The 17,556-nt window shown below is 70.4% G+C and carries 15 protein-coding genes; 9 read left to right on the top strand and 6 right to left on the bottom strand.

Annotated elements, in window-relative coordinates; all coding sequences use genetic code 11:
• The first annotated feature begins 103 nt into the window (after positions 1-103).
• Positions 104-946, top strand: a complete 843-nt coding sequence (locus ASF40_RS02710) for an endonuclease domain-containing protein (RefSeq protein ID WP_056365966.1) — start codon at positions 104-106, stop codon at positions 944-946.
• 388 nt (positions 947-1,334) lie between these two features.
• On the opposite strand, the gene ASF40_RS02705 is transcribed toward ASF40_RS02710, so the two are convergent.
• Positions 1,335-2,474 carry an AI-2E family transporter gene (locus ASF40_RS02705; protein WP_056365961.1) on the bottom strand — a complete coding sequence of 380 codons (1,140 nt, stop codon included), beginning with the start codon at positions 2,472-2,474 and terminating at the stop codon, positions 1,335-1,337.
• Positions 2,475-2,646: 172 nt separating this feature from the next.
• Between ASF40_RS02705 and ASF40_RS02700 the strand changes: the two genes are divergently transcribed.
• From ASF40_RS02700 to ASF40_RS02690, 3 genes are read left to right on the top strand one after another with little or no spacing between them, the layout of a single operon-like run.
• Complete coding sequence (locus ASF40_RS02700) at positions 2,647-3,039, top strand: SHOCT domain-containing protein (RefSeq protein ID WP_056365958.1); 393 nt, start codon at positions 2,647-2,649, stop codon at positions 3,037-3,039.
• A gap of 24 nt (positions 3,040-3,063) precedes the next feature.
• Positions 3,064-3,480: a DUF6325 family protein gene (locus tag ASF40_RS02695; RefSeq protein WP_056365956.1), complete on the top strand. Its 417-nt coding sequence runs from the start codon at positions 3,064-3,066 to the stop codon at positions 3,478-3,480.
• Between the two features lie 29 nt (positions 3,481-3,509).
• A complete protein-coding gene (locus ASF40_RS02690) occupies positions 3,510-3,845 on the top strand; it encodes an SHOCT domain-containing protein (RefSeq protein ID WP_056365953.1) in 336 nt (111 codons plus the stop codon).
• Between the two features lie 201 nt (positions 3,846-4,046).
• On the opposite strand, the gene ASF40_RS02685 is transcribed toward ASF40_RS02690, so the two are convergent.
• Positions 4,047-4,817 (bottom strand): potassium channel family protein, encoded by a 771-nt coding sequence (locus tag ASF40_RS02685; protein WP_056366760.1) that lies wholly within the window; start codon positions 4,815-4,817, stop codon positions 4,047-4,049.
• 112 nt (positions 4,818-4,929) lie between these two features.
• On the opposite strand from ASF40_RS02685, the gene ASF40_RS02680 reads away from it, so the two are divergent.
• Complete coding sequence (locus ASF40_RS02680; RefSeq protein ID WP_056365950.1) at positions 4,930-6,273, top strand: ion channel protein; 1,344 nt, start codon at positions 4,930-4,932, stop codon at positions 6,271-6,273.
• On the opposite strand, the gene ASF40_RS02675 is transcribed toward ASF40_RS02680, so the two are convergent.
• Both ASF40_RS02675 and ASF40_RS02670 read right to left on the bottom strand, forming a co-directional pair.
• Complete coding sequence (locus tag ASF40_RS02675; protein WP_082496808.1) at positions 6,262-7,353, bottom strand: DUF998 domain-containing protein; 1,092 nt, start codon at positions 7,351-7,353, stop codon at positions 6,262-6,264. The two genes, ASF40_RS02680 and ASF40_RS02675, sit on opposite strands and share 12 nt — an antisense overlap.
• Before the next feature lie 43 nt (positions 7,354-7,396).
• Entirely contained in the window at positions 7,397-8,491 is a 1,095-nt protein-coding gene (locus tag ASF40_RS02670; protein ID WP_056366756.1) for an AI-2E family transporter, read from the bottom strand.
• Positions 8,492-8,545: 54 nt separating this feature from the next.
• Between ASF40_RS02670 and ASF40_RS02665 the strand changes: the two genes are divergently transcribed.
• A complete protein-coding gene (locus ASF40_RS02665) occupies positions 8,546-9,943 on the top strand; it encodes a DUF2252 domain-containing protein (protein WP_056365944.1) in 1,398 nt (465 codons plus the stop codon).
• A gap of 3 nt (positions 9,944-9,946) precedes the next feature.
• On the opposite strand, the gene ASF40_RS02660 is transcribed toward ASF40_RS02665, so the two are convergent.
• Positions 9,947-10,555: a TetR/AcrR family transcriptional regulator gene (locus ASF40_RS02660; protein WP_056365942.1), complete on the bottom strand. Its 609-nt coding sequence runs from the start codon at positions 10,553-10,555 to the stop codon at positions 9,947-9,949.
• A gap of 155 nt (positions 10,556-10,710) precedes the next feature.
• Between ASF40_RS02660 and ASF40_RS02655 the strand changes: the two genes are divergently transcribed.
• A complete protein-coding gene (locus ASF40_RS02655) occupies positions 10,711-11,988 on the top strand; it encodes an MFS transporter (RefSeq protein ID WP_056365939.1) in 1,278 nt (425 codons plus the stop codon).
• Positions 11,985-13,610: an amidohydrolase gene (locus ASF40_RS02650; protein ID WP_056365936.1), complete on the top strand. Its 1,626-nt coding sequence runs from the start codon at positions 11,985-11,987 to the stop codon at positions 13,608-13,610. The genes ASF40_RS02655 and ASF40_RS02650 overlap by 4 nt, the downstream gene beginning before the upstream one ends.
• Before the next feature lie 3 nt (positions 13,611-13,613).
• Here the strand turns inward: ASF40_RS02650 and ASF40_RS02645 are convergent, their stop codons facing one another.
• Positions 13,614-14,030 carry an MmcQ/YjbR family DNA-binding protein gene (locus tag ASF40_RS02645; RefSeq protein ID WP_056365932.1) on the bottom strand — a complete coding sequence of 139 codons (417 nt, stop codon included), beginning with the start codon at positions 14,028-14,030 and terminating at the stop codon, positions 13,614-13,616.
• A 128-nt stretch (positions 14,031-14,158) separates the two neighbouring features.
• Between ASF40_RS02645 and ASF40_RS02640 the strand changes: the two genes are divergently transcribed.
• The gene (locus tag ASF40_RS02640; protein ID WP_082496807.1) at positions 14,159-17,518 is read left to right on the top strand and encodes a collagen-binding domain-containing protein; all 3,360 of its coding nucleotides are present in this window, start codon (positions 14,159-14,161) and stop codon (positions 17,516-17,518) included.
• Positions 17,519-17,556: the final 38 nt, after the last annotated feature.

Raw genomic sequence — 17,556 nt, 5'->3', positions numbered from 1 at the left:
CCCGCAGCGGCGGTTCTCATCGGATCTCTGTGAACGGGGAGAGTCGACGGCGTCGGGCGTCCACCCTGAATCGATGGGAACAGCGACGTCGGAGCCTCCGTGGATGCAGCGGCTGCACGCCCAGAACGGGATCGCCCGCCAGTCAGCCCTCCTCGGCAGGGACACGAGCAAACGCGATCTGGCCGACGCGGTGGCAGCAGGGTCGCTCTGGCGCATCCGCCGGTCCTGGCTGGCGCTGCCGAGCGCTGATCCGCAGCTGGTCGCCGCCGCACGCGCAGGGGTCGTCCTGGGGTGCATCACGCAGGCCCAACGGCTCGGGCTGTGGGTGCACGGCGACACGTCACGGCAACACGTCTGTGCTCCGCCGAGCTCTGGAGGCGTGCGGCTGGAGCCGGAGGGGAGCACGGGAGCTCCGAAGGCGATCGTCCACTGGTTCGTACCCGTCGTCGCCCGCACGCCGCATGTGCTGGAAGACGGGATCGAGAACACCCTTGTCGCGATCGCGCAGTGTCAGCCCTTCGAACATGCGCTCGCCGTGTGGGAATCCGCGCTGAACAAGAGCCTGATCGACCGCGAGGTGCTCGCGCGCCTGAGACTGCCCGGTCTTGCCCGCGACATCCTCGCCGAAGCGACGCCCTTCGCCGACTCGGGGCTCGAGACCATCGTGCCGCGTCGACTGCGCTGGCTCCGCGTGCGGATTCTCCACCAGATCTGGCTTCATGGGCATCGCGTCGACTTCCTCATCGGCGACCGGCTTGTCCTGCAGATCGACGGCGGGCACCATGTCGGACTCCAGCGCGACTCCGACAACCGGCACGATGCCGAGCTCATGCTCCGCGGCTACCACGTGATCCGCGTCGGCTACAGACAGGTCATGGATGACTGGCCTCATGTCCAGCAGCTCGTGATGAACGCCGTCGCCCAGGGTCTGCACCTCGCGCGCTGACCCCGCGATCCCGACGTATTGCCGAACAGCACCGTCAGCACGGCCCTGCTTCGGCGCACGACGAGAGTGTGCTCCTCAGTTGAGGAGCTGCGCCCAGATGCGGAGCCTGTCCGCGGCGGACGGTCCTCAACTCGGCAACGCTCCTCAATTGAGGACGGCGCCGCGCCGGAGCCGCGGAAACGCCGTGCGCCGGGACTCGATCCGCTTCCTCAAATGAGGAGGTGCGCCGAGATGCGGAGCATCCGTCCCTGTGCACTCCTCAACTCGGCGATGGTCCTCAGTTGAGGAGCAGGAGGCCTGCGCCCCGCGCTGGACGCGCCGCGCGGGGTTGTAGGGGAAGACGGATGCCTCGGCCCGAGGCATCCGTCCCCCACACGCAGAGAACCCGCTAGACCTTGAGGTTCTGGCGCGGCACCACGACCTCGCGGATGATCAGCAGGATCGATGCCATCACGGGCAGGGCGACCAGGACGCCGACGATGCCGGCGAGCGCGCCACCGGCGAGGGCGCCGATGAGGACGAGGGCGGCGGGGATCTCGATCGCCTTGTTCATGACGCGCGGGCTGACGACGTAGGACTCGATCTGGATGTAGACGAGGTACGCGATGAAGAAGATCAGCGCCTGCTCCGGGCTCGTGAACAGCGCGATGATCGACGCGAAGATCCAGAAGATCACCGAGCCGAACAGCGGGATCAGCGTCACCACGAAGGCGATGACGGCCATGAGTGCGGGGAACGGCAGCTGGATCACGACGTGGAGGACGAACACCACGGCCGCGTTGATCGACGAGAGGATGACCGAGCCGATCAGGGCGCTGCCGACGGAGTCGGTGATGCGCTCGGTGAGGTCCGCGAGGCGCACGCGGCTGTGGGCCGGGGCGAGGTCGTAGAAGGCACGCTTGGCGGCCGTCAGCGACGCGAGGAAGTACAGCGTCAGCGCTATGACGACGAAGCTCGCCGAGATCGCCGCGACGAAGCCGACGCCGACCGCCAGCACACCGCCGCCGAGTGCCGCGAGCGTCGACGGCGCCGAGATCCACGTGGCGATCTGCTCGAGGGCTCCGAGCACCGCGACCTGCGCGTCGGGACTCAGCCGCGCGAACCATTCGGACTGCGGGATGTTCTCGACCAGCTCGGGGATCGCCTGCACCAGTTGCACGATCTGGGCGATGACCGGCGGCAGAACGAAGACGAAGAACGCCACCATGACCAGCGCGAAGCCGGCGAACACGATCGCGATGCCGGCGCCGCGCTTGACCTTGTGGCGCTCGAGCATCCGCACGATGGGGTCGAGGCCGATGGCGAGGAACATGCCCAGGATGATGTAGACGAGGATCGTCGAGATCGACCCGATGGCCGATCCGAGGACGATCGCCCCCAGAACGCCGATGGTGACCATGAAGCCCGTCGCGAGCGGATGGTCGAGCCCTGCCAGCACCTTCGGGAAGCGGTGGGGACGCTCCTGCGTCACCGCGACCACCTCCTCGGCGGACACGGACGACGTGACGGGTTCGGCGGGGTCGGTCATGCCCTAATAATGGGGCCTTTGAACGCCGGGGGAACAGTCCGACGCGGCACGGATTTTCGTTGCTCGTCTGCCGCGTTTAGGTAGTACGGTTCTGCCAGGGGATGGCCACGACATGGTCGGTCCCTCCGACAATCGATTCGACGGCTCGTCCCGTCGAGAAAGCTGGTGTGACATGGGTGGCGGCATCTGGGACTTCATCCTCTGGTTCTTCTGGATCTTCGTCTTCGTCGCGTACCTGATGGTGCTCTTCTCGATCATCGGCGACCTGTTCCGCGACGACTCGCTCAACGGCTGGCTGAAGGCCATCTGGATCCTGTTCCTGATCTTCGTCCCGTTCCTCACCGCGCTGGTCTACCTCATCGCCCGCGGCAACGGCATGCAGAAGCGCTCGATCGCACAGGCGCAGGAGCTCCGCGCCGCACAGGACGCCTACATCCGGCAGACCGCAGGGTCCGGCGGCTCCAGCGCGACCGACGACATCGCGAAGGCCAAGTCGCTGCTCGACTCGGGCGCGATCTCTCAGGCCGAGTTCGACGCCCTCAAGGCCAAGGCGCTGGCGGCGTAAGCCGGCACCGGAACAGGAGAAGACATGACGACCTTCGACTACGGCCCGATCGAGTTCTACGCGATCGGCTTCGAGGGCGACCGCCCGGGTCCGGCGGTGCTCCAGGCGATCGACGACCTCGTCGCCTCGGGCACGGTGAACGTGCTCGACCTCGTGTTCGCGCGCCGCTCGCCCGAGGGCGAGATCGAGGTGCTCGAGCTCTCCGACACGATCGACGATGGCGCCCCGGCGCTCGATCTCGCCGGACTCGCGGGCCAGGACGACATCCTCTACCTCGCCGAGAACCTCGAGCCGGGCTCGTCGGCCGCGATCCTCGTCATCGAGCTGCTGTGGGCGAAGTCGTTCGCCGCGGCGCTCTACGACGCCGGTGGCGCCGTCATCGCCCGCGAGGGCATCCCGGCACCGATCGTCAACGCGTTCCTCGCCGAGAACGCGGACTGAAGGAGGAAAGACACATGCCACTCGGAAGAATGGGCCGTCCCGGCCTGATCGGCATGGCCGCCCGCACCGCTGTCGTCGCAGGAACCGCGACGGCCGTCTCGGGCAGCGTCGCACGCCACCAGCAGCAGAAGTACTACGACCAGTCGCAGCAGCAGGCGTATGAGGCGCAGGCTCAGCAGGCGGCCATGGACCAGGCGGCGGCGCAGGCCGTCGCCAACGCCCAGGCCACGCAGGCGCCCGCGCCGGCCGCTGCGCCCGCTCAGGACGACATGATGGCCAAGATCACGCAGCTCGCGCAGCTGCACGCTCAGGGCATCCTGTCGGACGAGGAGTTCGCGGCCGCGAAGGCCAAGCTGCTCTCCTGACGCGCATCGTCGAGAAGGCCGCGACCCCCGCCGGGGACGCGGCCTTCTTGCATAGGAGAGGGACGGATGCTGCGCCCGCCGGTGCGGTGTGCGCCTGAGGTCCGCCCCGATTCGCCGAGCCGAGGGATTCCCGCCGAAACCGATGGCAACGTCCCCGGTCTCGGCGCGGATGCCTCGGCTCGACCTGACGAACGCCGCTGCTCAGCCGCCCGGGCGGTCGTCGCCGCCGTCGCCCCTCGGTTCGGGTCCGCGCTCCGGTCCCGGCGCGCCGCCCTGCGTGGGGGGCGACGTGAGCGCGTCGATCCTCTCGATCAGCGCACGCAGCTGTGCACGCGTCGCGGGCTCCTCGTCGTCGTGGTCGCGGGCAGCACGCTCGAGCACCCACGATGCCAGCGTCGCCGTGATCACTCCGGCCAGCGCGACCCCGCCGAACATGAGCCCGACGCCGACCCATCGGCCGGCACCCGTCACGGGCGTGTAGTCGCCGTAGCCGGTTGTCGTGACCGTCACGCACGACCACCAGATCGCGATGTCGAACGTCGTGATGTTGGCGCCGGGCGCGTGGCGCTCGGCCTCGAGCACGGCAAGCGACGCGATGTAGATCAGGATCAGCGATGCGCCCACGCCGTAGACGAGGATCTGCGTGCGCAGTACACCGCCGGCGGTCGTCTTCATCCCCGGGATGTGCGTCAGGAACCGCAGCAGGCGGACGAGCCGCAGCACCGGAACCAGCGCGAACGCCAGCGCGGGCAGATGCCTGCGGAACCACACCCGCTTGTTCTCGGCGAGGCTCAGGCGCACGAGATAGTCGGCGATGAACATCGCCCAGGTGACGAGCACCACGACCGTGGCGATGGTCCAGCCGGGTCCCTGCAGGTCGCCGATCACACGCCACGAATAGGCCACGAGGTACGCGAGACTCGCGATAATCAGCGGAGTCTGCGTCCGCTTGTGCCAGGTGTGCTCGTCCACAGCCGAATCATGGCGCATGCCGCTCCGTGGTGCGCGTGGACGCGCCCCACGGTGCACGATCGTGTCGCCTGCGATCCTCGCGATGGTGACCCCCTGCCGATATCGTGTGCCCATGCCCGGCCCGTCCACCGCCTCGCCCGCACCGGCCACGCCGCCGGGACCGCAGCTCACTGTCCGCCGGCTGGTGCTGCTGTCGATCCCGGCGATTCTCATCGGCGTCCTGTCAGCGCTCTCGCTGCGCGCCGTCGACCTCCTCGCCGATCAGCTCGACGACGGGCTCTGGACGAACCTGCCGAAGTCGCTGGGTATCGCGTCGGACTCGCCATGGTGGATCTTCGCCGTGCTGACGTTCACCGGAATCGCGGTCGGGCTGGTGGTGTGGCTCGTACCCGGCCACGCCGGCCCCGACTCGGCGACGACCGAGCTCGCGGCAACGCCGCTCCAGCTGTCGGTGCTGCCCGGGCTCGCGGTCGTCGTCATCCTCAGCCTCGCCGGCGGCGTCAGTCTCGGCCCCGAGAACCCGATCATCGCCATCAACGTCTCCCTGGCAGTGGCGATCATCGCCCGGATCTCGAAGGCCGTGCCGCCCGCCCTCATCGGCGCGCTGGCCATCTCGGCGACGATCGGTGCGCTGTTCGGCACGCCCGTCGCGGCGGCGCTCGTCTTCACCGGCATGGTCGGCGAGTTCAAGATGGGCGGCTCGCTGTGGGACAAGCTCTTTCTCCCGCTTGTCGCCGCAGGCGCCGGGTCCGTCACGACCTACCTTCTCGGCGGCGGTTTCGGAGCGCAGTCTCCGTTCGACCCGTACGGCAGCCCGCAGCCGTTCGATCTGCTCACCGGGTCGCTCATCGCGTGCGGCGCGGCCGCCTTCGGCCTCGTCGGCATCTATCTCTTCCCGCTGGTGCACCGCGCGTTCCACGCGCTGCGGCATCCACTGCTCTTCACCGCGCTCGGGGGCGTGGTGCTGGGCCTGCTGGGCGCGATCGGCGGACCGATCACCCTGTTCAAGGGCCTCGACCAGAGCGCAGAGCTGCTCGCCGACCCCGACGCCTACCCGCCCGGACAGCTCACGATCATCCTGCTCGTCAAGATGGCGGCGCTCGTGGTGGCGGCCTCGGCGGGATTCCGCGGCGGTCGCATCTTCCCCGCGGTCTTCCTCGGCGTGGCGGCGGGCCTGCTGGGCGGCGCGCTCCTCCCCGGGCTCCCGCTCTCACTCGCGGTGGCGTGCGGCATCCTCGGCGTCGTCCTGGCGATCGCGCGCGACGGCTGGGTCGCGCTCTTCGTGGCCGTCGCCCTCGTGGACGACATCACGGTGCTGCCGATGCTCTGCATCATCGTTCTGCCCACATGGCTGGTCGTGACGCGGGCGCGCGACATGCTCATCACGCCCGACGACCTCGCGCGCGAGCGCACGCCCGCCCGCCTCCCCTGGGAGCAGGCGGCCTCAGTCCGCTGACGCCGCCTGCCGCGAGTCCTGCTGCAGCGCCCCCGCATTGCGGATGAACAGCACGATCCACGTGAACACGAGGATGCCCGCCACCAGTTCCACGGCGGTCAGCGTGTAGTAGCCGATGAAGAAGAAGACCGCGAGCAGCAGGGTGACCGCGAGGAAGAGCCAGCCGAGGACGACGAAGGCCCGCGAGATGCCGGTGATCCACTTCGGAAGCGCGATGACGAGCACGCCGAACGCCGCGACCATGCCCGACGCGACGCCGGTGTGCAGCGCGAAGAACTGGTCCACCGGGAACACGCCCACGAGCCCCAGGAACACGCCGAGCACGATGAGGGTCACGCGCACGCGCCCGATCCCCTTAGGGTTCTCCGTCGGGATGCCGCGCGTCGAGTAGCGGGCGAGCGTCGTCACGAGGAAGCCGGCGACGATGATCGTGATGTTGAACGCGAAGGCCGAGACGTTCGACGACATGCCGAGGGCGCTGAGGTTGTCCTTCCACCAGTCCGGGTCGCTCGCGGTCAGCATGCTGGCGAGGACGCCGAACACCAGGAACACGGCGAGCACCACTGCCAGCAGCTGCAGGTCCATGTGCGTGGCGGAGTAGAACGCGAGATAGCCGGTCATCGCGGCGGTGGCGCCCGCAAGCAGCAGCACCGGCAGCGCGAAGACCGTCGCGCCGATGAAGGCCTGCTCGAGGATGACCGCGAGCAGCGTCCATCCGAGCAGCGCGATCACGCCGTGCGCGAAGGCGAGGGCGGCGACGTCGATGTAGTCCAGCACGCGCAGGCGGTCGGCTCCTTCATGACGGTGCACGACGATCCGGCCCGCGATCACCGCTAGGAAGGCGACGACGCCCGAGGCGATCGCCGCGAACTGGCCGACCGAGCCCGGTCCCGAGATCGGCGCGGCCTGGAACTGGAACGCGATCAGGGAGATGAGGGCGACGAGGACGAACGAGACCGCGCCGACGCCGAGGGCGAGCGACTCGAGCGATCGCTCACTCGATGCGTCGAACACTCCCCCGCTCCGGCGGGGCGAGGCAGGCTGCCCGGGGGCGGGTCGATCGAGCGAGGTCTGGGTCATCGGGGGCTCCGGGAGGACTCGAGTGGTGCGGGCGAGAGGTGGGTCAGGAATCGGAGAGTGATTCACGGGCGGCGGACGCGGGAGTGGCCGTGCGGTCTCCGGACAGCCACCGCAGCCATAGTGAGCCAGGGTCGCCCTCGAGCACCAGCGTCCTGACGAACAATGTCAGCGGGATCGAGAGGATCGCACCCAGCGGGCCGATCACGAACGTCCAGAACACGACCGAGAAGAAGCTCAGCGTGAGGCTGAGGTCGACCGCGTCGCTCACGAACTTCGGCTGCACGAGCACCTGCAGCACCACGTTGACGACGCAGTAGATCGCGATGACCGCGAGGAACATCGGCCAGCCGCCGACGACGAACGCGAGGACAGCCGGCGGGATGAGGCCGAGGACGAACCCGATGTTGGGGATGAAGTTCGTCACGAACGCGAGCACCGCCCACACGATCGGCGCGGGAACGCCGAGGGCCCACAGCGCCAGGCCGTCGATGATCGCGACGATCGCGCCGAACGACGCATTGACGACGTAGTACCGGCGGACACCGGTGTTGAGGCGTCCGATCCGGGCGAGGACCGGGCGGCGGCCGGCGCCGAAGACCCGCTCCGCGTCGCGGTACCGCGCCGCGTCGGCCGCCGTGAAGATGATGTAGGAGACGACGAAGAAGAGGGCCGTGACCACCCCGATCACCGTGCCCCCGATGCTCCCCACGAGTCCCAGCAGCGCCTTGGGGTCGAGCACCGAGGCCGCAGCATCCGTCGCCTGCTGATCCAGGCCGGCGGACTGCAGCCACGCGAGGAAGTCGTCGAGGCTGCCGCGCAGCTGGTCGAGGTAGTCCGACACGAGGCCCGCGAACTGCACGCCGGCGACCCACAGCAGCACGCCCATGACCGCAAGCACCAGGTAGGCGAGCAGAATGACAGCGGTCGTACCCGCCCAGCGGGGCCAGCCGCGGCGCTCGAGCGGACGACGGACGGGCTCGCAGATCACGACGAGGACGATGGCGAGCGCCAGCGGCCCGATCAGGCTCCGCGCGAAGTACACGCCGGCGAGCACGATCACGGTGGCGGCCAGCACGAGGAGCACACGCAGGCCCGGCGAGATCGCAGGGGGCGGAGCGGGCTGCGCGGCGCGGGTCACGGCGCCAGGGTACCGCTCTTCCCGGCCGGTGCTGCTCAGTGCCACACTGGGCCCATGTCTCCGATCGACGCCTCGCCCATCGGCCGCACGTGGGCCCCTCTGCCGTCGTACGCCGACCACATCGCCGATGGCCGCGCCGCCCGCGAGCACACTCCCCGGGAGTCGCTCGCCGAGCTGCCGACGAACGACCGAGACCCGATGGCGATCCTCGACGCACAGGACGCGGACCGGGTTCCCGAGCTCGTGCCGGTGCGCACCGAGCGCATGGCCGCGAGCGCCTTCGCCTTCTACCGCGGGACGGCCGCCCTGATGGCCGCGGACCTTTCGCGATCGCCCAGCAGCGGAGTGAGCGTCGGGTCCTGCGGCGACGCGCACGTGTCGAACTTCGGGCTGTACGCGTCACCGCAGCGCACCCTCGTCTTCGACCTCAACGACTTCGACGAGTCCGCCTGGGCGCCGTGGGAGTGGGACGTGAAGCGCCTGGTCACCAGCATCGTCATCGCCGGGCAATCGACCGGGCGTGCCGACTCCGTCGTGCGTGAGGCATCGCTGGACGCGGTGCGCGTCTATGCGCGTGCGATCAGCACCGGCGCCAAGCGCAGCCCGCTGAAACGCTACTACGACCGCTTCGACGCCATGGCCGCCGAGCGAGCCGTGGACGCCGACACCCGCGCCGCCATCGACTCCGCGATCAAGGAGGCCGAGAAGCGCACCGGCGCCCGCGCGGCGAAGAAGATGACTCAGGTCGACGCGGAGGGCAGGGTCGTCTTCGTCGAGGCGCCGCCGACGATGACCCACATCGACGCCCAGTCGGAGGAGCGGGTCCTCGGCGTCTTCGACCAGTACGTGCAGTCGGCCAACATCGACATCCGCGCGCTGCTGCAGAAGTACCGTATGTCGGACATCGCCCTGCGCGTCGTGGGGGTGGGCAGCGTCGGCACACGCTGCTTCGTGATCTCGATGCAGGACGGCGACGACGGCGTGCTGCTGCTCCAGGGCAAGGAGGCGGGCAAGAGCGTGCTGATCCAGTACGGCAAGGCCGAGCAGCCGGACGTCGTCACGCGGTTCATCGACGAGTACGGCGACGGAGGCCGCGTGGTCGGCATGCAGCGCATCCTCCAGTCGGTGTCGGACCCCTTCCTCGGTTTCGTCCGCCGCACGACGTACGGCGCCCAGCGCGACTTCTATGTCCGTCAGTTCCGCGACAAGAAGGGCGGATTCGACATGGACGAGCTCGACGACTCCGCGTTCCTCTGGTACGCCGACGCGTGCGCGGCGACGCTGGCCCGGGCGCACGGCCAGTCCCCCGCTTCCGCGGCCGTGGCGGGCTACGTCGGCGGGGGCCGCGTGGCGGGCGAGGCGATCCTGGAGTGGGCGTACGCGTACGCCGACCTCTCACGCGCCGACTGGCAGCTGTTCCGCACGCACCGCGGAGTCGACGCGGCGAGCTGAGGCTCAGCGGCGGTTCTGCAGCCGCAGGCGCAGCGATGCGACGAGCATCTCGAGACCGATCTCGAAGGCGGCGTCGCTGCGCTCGGCGCCGTGCGCGGCATCCGTGATCAGTCGTCCGAGCGTCGCGGTGGGCACCGTCGGCTGCCAGATCTCGTCGGGCGACGCGAGGTCCAGGCCGAAGCCGATCGCATAGGCGTCGACGATGGCCACGATCGCGAGCACCTCGTCGTCGGGCACGCCCGCGCCGACGAGCGCGGTGGCGAGCCGGTCGTAGCTGCCGATGACACCGGGATCGGTGATCGTCTTGCCGACGATGAGCGGCACGATCAGCGGGTGATCGGCATACAGGTGGCGCAGGCCCCGCACCGTCCCCGTCACGATCTCGTCCCACTCCCCCGTGATCGGCTCGGGGAAGTACCGCGCGCCGAGCCGTGAGCGCATGAGCTCGATGATGGCGTCCTTGCCGTCGACGTGGTTGTACAGCGACGACGGCGTGACCCCGAGCTTGCGGGCGAGGGCGTTGACGCCGAACGTGTCGCCGGAGTCGGCGAGCTCGATCGCGGCGTCGGCGATGAGATCGACCGACAGCAGGTTCACGCGAGGACGCGGCATCCGTCTCCCTCCATCCCGGTCAGCCTAGCTTCGCCGTCATCGGGGCTTCCCGGATCCGTTACACCCGTGCAACAATAAACGAATACCGTTCGTTTACCGGCCAGGCTGGCCGGGTGTCGCACACCGTCGTGCAGGAAACGACAGAAGGATCCCGTATGAACGACCTCACCGCTCGCGTGCCCCTGCGGTTCCCGACCGCAGCCGCGACCTTCGCCATCGGCATCGCCGGCTACCTCGGCGTCAACCTCTCGCCGTACATGATCACCGCCCTGCAGACCGGGTTCGGCACGGACGTGCTCACCGCGAGCTGGATCGTCACCGCGACGCTGCTCGCCACCGCGGTCACCGGTCTCGCGACGGCGCCGCTGTGCGCCGGAGCGCATCGCCGCACGGTCGCGCGCATCGGCCTGGCGGCCGGGCTCCTCGGGTTCGCCGCGGCGGCACTCGTCCCGTCGGCGGGCATCGCGATCTCCGGGCTCCTCGTCGGCGGCGTCGGCGCGGGCTGCGCGGTCGCCGCCGCCGGCGCCGCCCTCGCCGCGTTCCGCAACCCGGATCGCGTCGCGGGCTTCAACGGCCTCGCGAACCGCGCGGTCATCACCATCGTGCTCGCGGTGATCCCGCTGATCGGCCTCGCACCGCTCGACGTCTTCGGCGCCCTCGCGCTGTTCTGCCTCATCGGCCTGGTGGCGGTCGGCTGGCTTCCGGTGGCGCCCGTCATCGACCCGCAGGCGGCCGCGGCGGTGCCCGAAGCCATGCCGGTCACGATCCCCGCGACGGGGGTCGTGCGGAGCGTCCGCGCACGCTCGGCGTCGCGCACGGTCACGATGGCCGGCTTCGCGCTGCTGGTGACCTTCGCCCTGTGGGCGGCGAGCGAGGACTCGCTGTGGGCCATGGCCGGCGTCATGGGCGGCGAGCAGGCGGGACTCACCCCCGAGGGGCTGGGTCTCGCGCTGAGCGGTGCGACCGCGGGCGGGCTCGTGGGCTCCGTGCTGCTCATGGTCGTCGGCAACCGGCTCGGCCGCGCGGTCCCCCTCGTGGTGCTGCTCGTCGCCGGCGGTGCCCTGAAGATCGCGCTCGGCTTCGCGGGCGACCAGACGGCGTTCATCACGCTCTTCATCGTCTGGAACACCATCTACGCGATCGCCTTCATGTACTTCGTCTCCACCTCGGCCGCCCTCGACGCGGACGGCCGCTGGTCGGGCCCCCTGCTCGCGGTGTACCTCGTCGGGTCGGCGCTCACGCCGGTCATCGGCGCGGCACTCGTCGAAGCGTTCGGCTATCAGGGATTCACCGTCGTGCTGGGCGTGGCGAGCTTCGTGCTCGCGATCCCGGCGGCGATCGTCGCGGCGGTCTCGACGAGGGTGGAGAGGGATGCTGCGGCCGAGGCCGCTGTCGAGACCGCTGCCGCAGAGACCGAGGAGCTCCACGCATGACCGCCACCATCTACACCGGAGGACGCATCTTCACCGCGGGCGCGGAGCCCTGGGCCGAGGCCCTCGTCGTCGCCGGCGACGGGGTCGTGTTCGCGGGCGATGCGGAGGGCGCCCGCGCCGCGGCGGGCACGGAGGCCGCCGTCGTCGACCTCGACGGCCGGCTGCTGCTCCCCGGATTCACCGACGCACACACGCACCTCGTGATGATGGGCGAGGCCCTCGGGCGGGTGGGGCTCACCGATGCCCGCACGCTCGCCGACATCCAGGAGCGCCTCCGTTCCGCGCGGGCGGCGCAGCCCGACGCCGCGCGCGTGCTGGGCCGCGGATGGCTGTTCGACTCGGTTCCCGGCGGCAGGCCCACGGCCGCCATGATCGACGCCGCGGTCGCGGACGTGCCGGTCTACCTCGACGCCAACGATTACCACTCGTGCTGGGTGAACTCGGCGGCTCTCGCCGAGCTCGGGATCACCCGTGACACCCCCGATCCCCTGGGCGGGCGCATCGGCCGCGACGCCGACGGCGAGCCCGACGGCATGCTGTACGAGACGGCCGCGCAGACGCACGTGTGGGCGTTCCTGGCGGACCAGACCGACGACACCGCCCGCGACGCCGCGGTCGAGCGCACGCTCGCCGCCTACGCCGCCACCGGCGTGACCGGAGCGGTCGACATGGCGTTCGACGACCTCGGACTCGCGGCGTTCCAGCGGGCAGCCGAGCGGCGCGGCGGGCACCTGCCGGTGCGCGTCGCCGCCCACTGGTTCGTCGAGAACACCGGCGACGAGGCGGCGAACCTCGCACAGGTGGCCCGGGCCGCCGAGCTCGCCGAGACGGTGCGCTCGCCCTGGCTGCGGATCGTCGGCATCAAGCTCGTGATCGACGGCGTCATCGATGCGTGCACCGCCGCGATGCGGCATCCGTATTCCAACGGCTCGAACGCGCAGCCGATCTGGTCGCTCGCCGACATCACGCCCGTCGTCGCCGCCGCCGACGCGGCGGGGCTGCAGGTCGCGCTGCACGCGATCGGCGATCTGGCCAGCGACATCGCCCTCGACGCGCTCGAGCACGCCGCCGCGGTGAACGGCGACCGCCCGCGTCGTCACCGCATCGAGCACCTCGAGTACGCCTCCCCCGGCACGGCCGAGCGCATGGCGCGACTCGGGGTGACGGCATCCATGCAGCCCGTGCACGCCGACCCGGCCATCTTCGACAACTGGGCCGCGATGCTCGGCGACGAGCGCGTCGACCGCGCGTTCGCGTGGCCCGAGTACGTCGACGCCGGCGCTCTGCTGGCCTTCTCGACCGACGCACCCACCGCACCGCACGAGGCCCTCCCGAACATGTACATCGCGGCGACCCGCCGCTCCGCGCTCGACGACTCGTTCACCCCGCGGCACCCGCAGTTCGCGCTGCCCCTCGCCCAGGCGCTCGGACATGCGACGAGGGATGCTGCCGCCTCCGTGGGCGACGGCGCCACGCGCGGGCGGCTCGAGGCGGGACTGGCCGCGGACTTCGCGATCATCGACGCCGACCCGTTCGCCGATGGTCCCGAGTCGCTGCTGACCGCCCGGGTCGTGCGCACTGTGGTGGCCGGCGCGACGAGGTACGACGCGGGAGTCCTCTGAGCGCTATCCGGTTTCTGGCGGGTGCGCGGCGAGCCACTCGTTTGCGACGCGCTTGGTCACCTTGAGCAGCCAGGCATCGGTGATGACCTCGCGCAGCTGCGCGAGGTCGATGCGGTCGAGACGCACGAGCACGGCCGGGTAGCCGTCGAAATGCGGGATGGTGAAGAACACGCCGGGGTAGGTCTCGAGCAGCGCCGCCTTGACCTGAGCGCCGTCCGTTCGCACGCCCACGACGTCGCCCGGCGGCCACTCGCGCCCGAGGGCCGCGAGCTGATCGAGGTCGCGGCCGCTCGGGCCGCGCTGCCACACGAAGAGGCCGGCGGGTGTGCGCCACCCCACCCCGCCGCGGTGTCCGTCGACGCGCTCGATCACGTCGGGGAACCCGAGCGCGATGGCGCGGACGTCGTCGAGAGTCGGCATGTGTCCATCATGTGACGGCTCAGCGTCCACCGCGAGATCCACCGGCTGTCCGGTTGACGTGTCCCGATAGGGTCGAAGGACCGTGCCCCGCGCTCCCGACGCGTGCGGGCGAGGAGGGGGTTCCACGGATGCCTGGATTCGATCGCCCGCGCCGCCGGATGCGCAGCTTCGTCGCCGGTCTCACCGCCGCGCTGCTGGCCACCACCGGAGCCGTCCTGGCCGGAGCGATCGATCCTCAGCCTGCGGCGGCCGCCTATCCCGAGTCCGTCAACCCCTTCGCGATCGCGGGCGGCTTCACGGTCTACGCCCGGGAAGATGCGCTGCTGCAGAACCAGGAGACCGAGGGCAGCATCGCGGTGGGCGGGACCGCCACGGTCCAGGGCAGCAGCGGGCAGTACACGATCATCCACGTCTCCGCCGGCACGGGGAACTACGATCTGCCGACGGTCGATGGCGACCCCACCCGGTTCCTCGTCGGCGAGTACAGCACCGCGAGCACCGGCATCCTCGCCATCACAAGCGCCGGCACGACGGACCCGGCGCTGTGGGGCGACCTCAAGATGGTCCAGCGCGACGGCGGCTGGCAGGCGTTCACGCGCGCGGACTGGCTGCGCCTGAACCAGAACCCCTCCAACGTCGACCAGACCCCGCTGATCGACGCGACCCACCAGCAGTACCCGGCGGATGCTGCGCCCCCGTCCGGTGCGGCCGGCGACGGCAGCATCTACACGGCGAACACCTCCGCCACCGCGGTCGCCGACTACGTCGAGGCCAACCGCGATGCGTCGTGGGAGGAGGCGTCGAGCTGCTTCGACGACATCGCCGACCCCACCACCGGCGTCGGCTACCACGTCGGCGTGGCCGAGGACGCGGGCGACCGCGTCGTCCTCGAGGAGCTGAGCCCGGACCAGCCGAACATCGTGGACTACGCCGATATCGCCGGTGCGTCGCTCATCCAGTTCTCCCCCGGGCCGACGCCCGGCGTGTCGAATCCGCTGGTCATCCGGGTGCCCGCCGGGACGACCGAGGTGATCGGCGCGCGGGCGGATCCCCAGGGCGTGCACTCGCCGTACATCGTGTGGGACCTCTCACAGCTGACCGGCGACGTCACCGTGGCCGCCGGCCAGGCCCGCATCGACGGCTCGATCTACGCCCCGAACGCCTCGGTCACCGTGAACGCCGCGCCGCTCGACGGCCAGGTGATCGGTCAGAACGTCATCATCCAGGGCGGCGAGGTCCACTCGTTCCTCTTCTCCGGCGAGATCTCGTGCGACGACGCCAGCGGCACCTTCGTGGTGCGCAAGGCCCTGTCGGGCGGCATCCAGCCCGGCGATCTTCCCGAGGGGGCGACGTTCACCGTCAACTACCGCGCCGTGGACCCGGACGGCAACGTCACCGTCGGCTCACTCGAGGTACCGGCCGACGGCACCCCGGTCCCCGCGGGCGAACGGTTCCCGGCGGGCACGGAGATCACCTTCGAGGAGATCACGCCCGAGACCATCCCCGGCTGGGCATGGGGCGACGTCGAGATCGACCCGAACCCGCTGATCGTGGGCACCGGCACCGCCCAGGTGGTCGTCACGAATACGGCGACCCGGGTGACGGGCACCTTCAGCGTCTCGAAGTCGATCGACGATCCGTCGGGCGAACCTCCGGTCCTCGATGGGTCGGTGCCCGTGACGTGGATCGCCCGATACGGCGGCGAGCAGATCGGCACCGGCACGATGAACGTGCCTTTCACCGGCACGCCCGTCGTCCCGGTCGACGGGAACGGCGCCCCGATCGCCTTCCCGGTGGGCACCCGCATCATCCTCACCGAGAACCTCGACGGCATCGATCCGCCGCCGGGGTACGACTGGAGCGGCATCGGGTGGAACCCGGGGCGCACGTTCGTGATCACCGGGGCCGGCACGACGGTGGAGGTCGAGCTGACGAACCTCGTCACCCCGACCGACGATGGCCGCACGATCACGATCGTCAAGTCCGCGACCGGCTCGGCCGCGGACCCGCGGTTCGGCTACGAGGTCACCTACAACACGAACCCCGCCCCTGAGCGGGCGACCCTTCCCCTGCCGGTGGGTGAGCCCCAGCTGATCGAGGACCTCGAGACGGGCGCCGAGACGCTGGAGCTGGCCGAGCTTGCGCCGACGTTCGAGGGTGACACCGTGGCGAACGTCGACGATTGGGTGCCGCCCGTCTTCAACGTCACGGTCGACGGCGTGACGACTCCATACCAGCCGGACGGCTTCGGGGACGTCGTGGACATCCCCCTTCCGCCCGACTCGGCTGCCGACATCGAGGTCGAGGTGACGAACGCGCTCAAGGAGGGCACCTTCACGATCTCGAAGGAGTTCGACGGCGTCCCGCCCGACCAGGTGCCCCCGGGCCTCGAGTTCACCGTCGCCTGGACGGCGTATTTCCCGACGACCGAGCCCGAGGACGTGATCCAGGAGGGCGTGCTGCGGGTCCCCGGCAACGGCGCGCCGGTCGGCCCCGTCGACGACGCGGGCGAGCCGCTGCTGTTCCCCTACGGCACCGTCGTGACGTATGAGGAGCAGGTCACGCCGACCATCCGGCACCTCTCCTGGCTCGGCGCCGCGTTCGACCTCGAACAGCTCACGATCGGCGTCGACGACCAGGCCGTGGTGCACGCGACGCTCACCAACGACGCGTCGCTCATCGAGGGAACGTTCCTCGTGCAGAAGAACATGGACGGCATCGATCCGGACGACCTCCTCGTCGACTCGTTCACGATCGACTACGTGGCGCACCTGCCGAGTCGCGACGTGCTGGTGGGCCGGTTCGAGCTGCCTGCCGACGGGACGCCGGCGGGTCCGGTCGACGGCCAAGGCGCCCCGATCTCCTTCCCGATCGGCACGATCGTCAATCTCCTCGAAGAGGAGCCCGACGCGTCCGCACTGCCCCCGGGCTACGAGTGGGGCGAGACGACGTGGAGCCCGGCGAGCTTCGTCGAGATCGGGCCCGGCGAGACGCCCCCCGTGCTCGAGGTCACGAACTCCGTCGTCGCGATGACCCGCTGGGCCGTCACGAAGGTCGTTGCGGGCGATGGCGGGTCGTCGGTCCCGGCGAGCACCACGTTCCCTGCCGACTGGTGGCTCGACGGCGTCGCCCAGCCCCGCATCGAGCTCGAGCCGAACGTCACGATCACGTCGCCGTACTTCCCCGTCGGCACGATCATCCAGGCGCGCGAAGCAGACCTGCCATCGATCCCTGGGGTCGACTGGGGGACGCCGGTGTGGACGGTCGATGGCGAGGCCCTCGTCCCCGACGAGGACGGGAAGGTCACGCTGCCGATGTCGGAGGTGCGGACGCCCCAGACGGCGGAGCTGACGCTCACGAACACGGCGTCCACTCGCCCGCTCCCGGCGACGGGTGGCGGAGGGCTCTCGCCCCTCGTCCCGCTCGGAGCCGTCGGCCTGATCGCCCTCGGCGTCCTTCTCGCCGCCCGACGCGCCCGACGCGTCTGACGCGCGACCGCGAACGCACGCGAAGAGGGAGGGGACGG

Origin of the sequence: Microbacterium sp. Leaf288, assembly GCF_001422925.1 — a bacterium.
Taxonomy (GTDB): domain Bacteria; phylum Actinomycetota; class Actinomycetes; order Actinomycetales; family Microbacteriaceae; genus Microbacterium.
This window is presented reverse-complemented; position numbering and strand designations above follow the sequence as displayed.

What these genes read in the sequence shown, in the direction of transcription:
- ASF40_RS02640 (WP_082496807.1), top strand. Translation starts at nt 14,159, where the DNA reads ATGCCTGGATTCGATCGCCCGCGCCGCCGGATGCGCAGCTTCGTCGCC.
- ASF40_RS02655 (WP_056365939.1), top strand. Translation starts at nt 10,711, where the DNA reads ATGAACGACCTCACCGCTCGCGTGCCCCTGCGGTTCCCGACCGCAGCC.
- ASF40_RS02710 (WP_056365966.1), top strand. Translation starts at nt 104, where the DNA reads ATGCAGCGGCTGCACGCCCAGAACGGGATCGCCCGCCAGTCAGCCCTC.
- ASF40_RS02680 (WP_056365950.1), top strand. Translation starts at nt 4,930, where the DNA reads ATGCCCGGCCCGTCCACCGCCTCGCCCGCACCGGCCACGCCGCCGGGA.
- ASF40_RS02665 (WP_056365944.1), top strand. Translation starts at nt 8,546, where the DNA reads ATGTCTCCGATCGACGCCTCGCCCATCGGCCGCACGTGGGCCCCTCTG.
- ASF40_RS02705 (WP_056365961.1), bottom strand. Translation starts at nt 2,474, where the DNA reads ATGACCGACCCCGCCGAACCCGTCACGTCGTCCGTGTCCGCCGAGGAG.
- ASF40_RS02675 (WP_082496808.1), bottom strand. Translation starts at nt 7,353, where the DNA reads ATGACCCAGACCTCGCTCGATCGACCCGCCCCCGGGCAGCCTGCCTCG.
- ASF40_RS02650 (WP_056365936.1), top strand. Translation starts at nt 11,985, where the DNA reads ATGACCGCCACCATCTACACCGGAGGACGCATCTTCACCGCGGGCGCG.
- ASF40_RS02695 (WP_056365956.1), top strand. Translation starts at nt 3,064, where the DNA reads ATGACGACCTTCGACTACGGCCCGATCGAGTTCTACGCGATCGGCTTC.
- ASF40_RS02690 (WP_056365953.1), top strand. Translation starts at nt 3,510, where the DNA reads ATGGGCCGTCCCGGCCTGATCGGCATGGCCGCCCGCACCGCTGTCGTC.
- ASF40_RS02700 (WP_056365958.1), top strand. Translation starts at nt 2,647, where the DNA reads ATGGGTGGCGGCATCTGGGACTTCATCCTCTGGTTCTTCTGGATCTTC.
- ASF40_RS02660 (WP_056365942.1), bottom strand. Translation starts at nt 10,555, where the DNA reads ATGCCGCGTCCTCGCGTGAACCTGCTGTCGGTCGATCTCATCGCCGAC.
- ASF40_RS02645 (WP_056365932.1), bottom strand. Translation starts at nt 14,030, where the DNA reads ATGCCGACTCTCGACGACGTCCGCGCCATCGCGCTCGGGTTCCCCGAC.